This is a genomic window from Sulfurimonas sp. (genome assembly GCF_032250635.1).
In the GTDB taxonomy this organism is placed as follows: Bacteria; Campylobacterota; Campylobacteria; order Campylobacterales; family Sulfurimonadaceae; genus Sulfurimonas.
In genome coordinates, this window is record NZ_JAVVFL010000162.1 from 1 (window position 1) to 5,066 (window position 5,066).

Sequence of the window (5,066 nt, forward strand, 5' to 3'; positions counted from 1 at the left end):
AGCTTTTAGGTATGCTAACCAATGGCATACTCCATGGCAAGGGGGTTGTAGGGACTTTAGTCCCTGCCACTAAAACGGACGAGTTCGTTTTAGTGTGTAACATAAGTAAAAGATTTTAAAGAGTTACGACTTTCGCACCAAATCCACCCATATGCTGCGGTGCGTCCTCAAATTTTTTCACTCTGGGATGAGCAGAGAGAAAGTTTTTAACTGCATAAGAGAGTTTTCCCGTTCCGATGCCGTGGTAGACTATTACCTCGTCCCAGCCGTTTATGAGCGCATCTGAGATAAATTTATCTAGCACTTCCGTTGCTTCTTCGGCTCTCATTCCATGCAGGTCGCACTTTAGTCCAGCTCTTCTTTGGACGTCTACTTTTACGTCTGTAGTCGATTTTTGTTTTATAATTTGCGTATGTTTGAGTTGCGATGTTTTGGCTCTAACACGCATGCCATCAACCTCTACAATCGCTTCGTTTTTGTCTTTCATGGCAATGATTACGCCTTTTTTGCTGTGGTACTTTACACTCTCACCCACTTTGAACTCTACGATTTGTGCAATTTTGGGCTCTTTTTTCTCAGGCGGAAGTTTTTTGTTTGCCTCATTCATGGCTCTATGGATAGCTTTCATATCTCCTGCACGGGCTGCATTTTTTGCTTCATCTATAGCAACTTTATAACTCTCTTTAAGTATATTTTTCTCTTTTTGGAGTTCTTGGAAAATCTGAATTCTTTCCTCTTTTAAATCACGCTCTTTTGCCTCTAGCTCATATAATTTTTCGTCAACTTTTTTGTGTTTTTGTTTAAGTTCTCGCTCTAGCTGAGAGCCTCTCTCTATGAGAAGATTGAGTTTTTCGCTGTTGTCACCGTAGAGAATTTTTGCTTCTTTGACAATTTTGTTGGAGATACCGTATCTGCTTGCAGTCTCAAACGCGTAACTTTTCCCGATGATTCCATGCATAAACTCATAAGTCGGCATGCGGTTTTGCTCATCATAGATCGCCGCCATCAGCTCAACATCCTCACGGTCTGCCATCAAAGCTGCAAGACGTTTGTGGTGTGTTGTCACGACAATTTTATGCCCTTTTAGTATCAATTCGTCAAGTATCACTTTAAAAAGTGCCGCCGCCTCGTCACTGTCAGTTCCGAGTTCTATCTCATCCACCCCTACAAGCGCATCTTTGTGCTCAAATATTTTTGAGAACTCCTGCATACGTCCGGCAAAGGTAGAGATATCGTTTTTGACGTTTTGAGGGTCGTCGATAATTGCAAGTACATGTTTAAAATTTCCTATATGCGATTTATGCTCATTGAGCTTCATGGGAATGATATATTTTGCCATAAATGCCGCACTTAAAATCGACTTTAAAAGCATCGTCTTTCCGCCGGCATTTACACCGGTTATCATTAAAATATTTTTAGAAAAATCTACATGTATAGGTTTTGCATGGTGCAATGCAGGGTGGATAAAGCCATCAAGTATGATTTTTGAATCTTTTTTTGATTTTATGAGCTGAAGGTCTCTGCCTTTTGCAAAAAGTACTCTTGCCTGATAGTTGTCAAACTTTGTAAACTCTTTGTCGGCAAAGTTTATAAAAGGCAGAAGCTCGGCAAACCTAGAGGAGAACTCTTTTGCGTAGGTGTAAAAAATCGCCTCGCGCTCTTCGTTTATATAGCGAATCTGCTCTTTGGTTTTTAAGATAACATCTGGCGAGACATAAAAGCCTCCGCTGCTGCTTCTGCCTACCATTGCGCCTTTGAGGACATGGTTAAAGCCGCCGCGAACCAAAAGACACTCCTCATCGTTTACAAGGTGAACCTGAGCGTCAATAAGATAGGGAGAGATTTTTTGAGAAGATGTGAGTCTTTTTAGTGAAGAGCTTATGTTTGCTTTATGCTCTTTAATTTTTGCGCTTAAACCAAAAAGAGCTTCATCAAGGTTTTCATCAAACTTGCCATCATGCGTAAAATACTTCTCAACCTCAAGAAACTTCGGCTCAATAACAAACTTCTCCATCCATTCGCCGATGATTCCCTCAAGATTTTTGTTTTTAAAATAGCGAAAGTAGCGCACGACTTTTATGATTTCAAAAATCTGCTCAAACTGTAGTACACCCTGTTTTTTTAGATGAAGTTTGCTGTTTGTAAAGTCTGCAACCTTTGGAGGCGCTTTAAATTCTATGGCATCAAGCGCTTTGATATAGCGGAAGTGAAGCTCTTGATCCCCTTCTATATAAAGGGAGGTTTCACGAGAAAAAAATTGCTTGAATAGAGCTATATGCTCACTTAAATCGAGCTGATTGATGAGTGTATCAATCTTTTGATTGTTATCTACTCGCATTTAGATGCACTAATCATCTGTCCACGGTTTGGAGTATTCTCCTTGCCTATGAAAGTGTATGTACCGATGCTTAGAGTGAAATTTTCTTTGTTAACCTCTGTGCCTTCGCAAATAATAGTTTTGTTTTGGTTGAATTTTAAAACAGCGTCTAGCATTTTTTGAGTTTTTGCATCGTTGTATTTATTAAAAGCTATTGCAAATAAAACTATAAAAAGAACAACTCCCGTTACTACTGTTTTTTGAGAGCGTGTTAATTCAGTAAAGTAGTGCAGGGCTAAAAAGAAAAGTCCTACAACTACGAGTCCAGCTATATATGCCACTATGCAGTTCCTCTTATTTGGTATGTTAAATCACCGGCGCCAAAGCCTATAATAAGACCTTTATCGAGAGTTTTTAGCACCTCTTTGTCTTTCATGATTGTGATAGTGTTGTTTGCTCTTACGACGTTGTCTGCCATAATAAGGTTGTATCTTTTAAACTTCTCAGCAAAATCAATCTCTCTGCTTGCCTCACCCGCCGACCAAACAGGCAGGATAATAAGCTCCTCGGCACCCTCAAAACACTTTATAAACTCTTCAAGATTATCTATGGTACGAGAGTATTTATGCGGCTGCCAGATGGCTGTAATCTTCTTGAAGCCTTTGAGATGAGCATACTCTTTGACCGACTCAAACGTAGCTCTTATCTCAGTCGGGTGGTGACCGTAGTCATCTATAATCACGCTTCCTTTTTGCGAACCTACTATATCAAAGCGCTTTTTGATGCCTTTGAATGTAAGAATCTTCTCTCTAATGGTCTCAATATCCATCGACTCATGTGCCGCCAGAATTGCCAAAGATGCATCAAGTGCGATATGTTTGCCAAATCCCCAAACGTCAAAACTGCCTAAATCTTTGAGCTTAAATCTTGTGTGTGGCTCATCGTCAATCAAAATAAACTCTATATTTGTTATATCTTGGCTTGGGTAGAGCCAGTTTGCGTCAATCTCGCCCACAAGTTTTCCCAAAAAAGGATCCTCCGCATTTAAAACACGACACGGTGCAGATTTTATAAATGTTTTGTAGGAGGCGTAAAAGAGTTCAAAGTTATAGTCGTAATACTCCATGTGCTCCGGTTCCGCATTGATAACGATAGCACAGTACGGGTTTGAGTTGATAAAACTTCCGTCACTCTCATCCGCTTCAAATAGCATAACATCGCTTTGTGCGTTGTATCTTACGTTTGAGCCGAAGGCTTTTGATTCTGCGCCTATAATTGCCGAACCTTCCATAATGGCTGTCAAGATGGCCGTTGTCGTGCTTTTGCCATGTGCGCCTGCAACAGAGTAGACTTTTGAAGTGCCCAGTATTTGAAGAAGCGCTTCGCGGCGCGCAAGAACTTCAATGCCTCTTGCTTTTGCTTCAACAATCTCGGGATTATCAGGGCGTATGATGGCAGAGTGAACAACTAACTCCTGATCTGTGATTGCAGAAGCGTCGTGGGGAACCGTAATGTTTATACCGAGTTTGCGAAGTTTTTGCGTAATCGCAGTGTCGGCTATATCTGAACCGCTTATTTCGTGACCTTGATAGCGCATGTATTGTGCCAAGCCTGATATTCCGATTCCGCCGATTCCGATAAAGTGAATTTTCATTCGGTTACTCCGCAACTATTTTAGAGCTATCCAGCAATTTTTGTGCCTTATTACTAAAGCGGCTTACGTAAAATGTCCCCGCTTTTTGAGTCTCATCAATATCTGCTATATTTGAGAGAAAGTCATCAAAAGATATCTTTTCTTTAGATGCAATCCAGTGAAATTTAAGAGACAAGGAGAAGTGATTGTCGTTGCTGAGCCCGCTGAGTACTTCAAAAAGCGCACTTGCATCATCTAGTTTTCCCTCACTGTAGTACTCGATAGCATACTCATATAGAGCTCTTAAAGTAGCGAAATCCTGAACCTCGTTCATATCCATGACTCTGTGAGCTTCAAGTGTGTCCGTGAGTCTCTCCAACGCCAAATCCAAAATATTCATATAAAAATCTTGGAGCATATTTTCATCAAAAGTTTTATGCGCACGCTGTTCTAGTACATACAAAGATGCAATATCCGACTTTTGCTGTGCTTGAAGCACCTCTTCTTTTAGTTTTTCAACTTCATTCATGATAGACACTCCTTAATTCTCTCTAATGCATTTTTAGTTTTTTTTGGCTCTTCAACAAGCGCAATTCTTATAAAATCTTTTCCGGGATTAACGCCGTTTTCATCATCTCTTGCCAAGTACTCTCCAGGCAGAACTTTTACGTTATATTTTTCATAGAGTTTTTTTGTAAACTCCAAAGGGAACGGAACTTTGAGCCAGATGTAGAATGTTGCTTCAGGAATTTCTACTCCTAAAACATCGCGAGCGATTTCAAAGTTTTGCTTATAGATAGCTCTTGCAGATGTCACATGTTCTTCATCTCTCCAAGCCGCTGTAGCAGCACTTTGAAGCGGAAGAGGGGAAGCACAGCCGATGTAGGTTCTGTAGTTTATGTACTCTTTTAAAATCTCATCATCGCCTGCAATAAAACCAGATCTAAGCCCCGGAGCGGATGAGCGTTTTGAGATGGAGTTGATGACTAAGATATTTTTAAATGTGCTGTTTCCTACATGCAAAGAAGCTTCAAGAAGCGATGGGGTAGGCTCGCCTGTATAAATTTCGCTGTAGCACTCATCGTTTAAGAGTACAAAATCGTGTTTTAGAGCCAG

General features: G+C 40.5%; 5 protein-coding genes. All 5 read right to left on the minus strand.

Annotated elements, in window-relative coordinates; translation table 11 throughout:
* Nucleotides 1-115: 115 nt before the first annotated feature.
* Entirely contained in the window at nt 116-2,338 is a 2,223-nt protein-coding gene (locus tag RQ763_RS09400) for an endonuclease MutS2 (protein WP_314152592.1), read from the minus strand.
* A complete protein-coding gene (locus tag RQ763_RS09405; protein ID WP_314152593.1) occupies nt 2,329-2,658 on the minus strand; it encodes a hypothetical protein in 330 nt (109 codons plus the stop codon). The genes RQ763_RS09400 and RQ763_RS09405 overlap by 10 nt, the downstream gene beginning before the upstream one ends.
* On the minus strand, nt 2,658-3,971 hold the full coding sequence (murC, locus tag RQ763_RS09410) for a UDP-N-acetylmuramate--L-alanine ligase (protein WP_314152595.1): 1,314 nt from the start codon (nt 3,969-3,971) through the stop codon (nt 2,658-2,660). The genes RQ763_RS09405 and murC overlap by 1 nt, the downstream gene beginning before the upstream one ends.
* Before the next feature lie 4 nt (nt 3,972-3,975).
* Entirely contained in the window at nt 3,976-4,479 is a 504-nt protein-coding gene (locus tag RQ763_RS09415) for a hypothetical protein (RefSeq protein ID WP_314152596.1), read from the minus strand.
* Nucleotides 4,476-5,066: aminotransferase class I/II-fold pyridoxal phosphate-dependent enzyme (locus RQ763_RS09420; protein ID WP_314152597.1), on the minus strand; the 591-nt coding region annotated here is incomplete at its 5' end. The genes RQ763_RS09415 and RQ763_RS09420, both read right to left, overlap by 4 nt.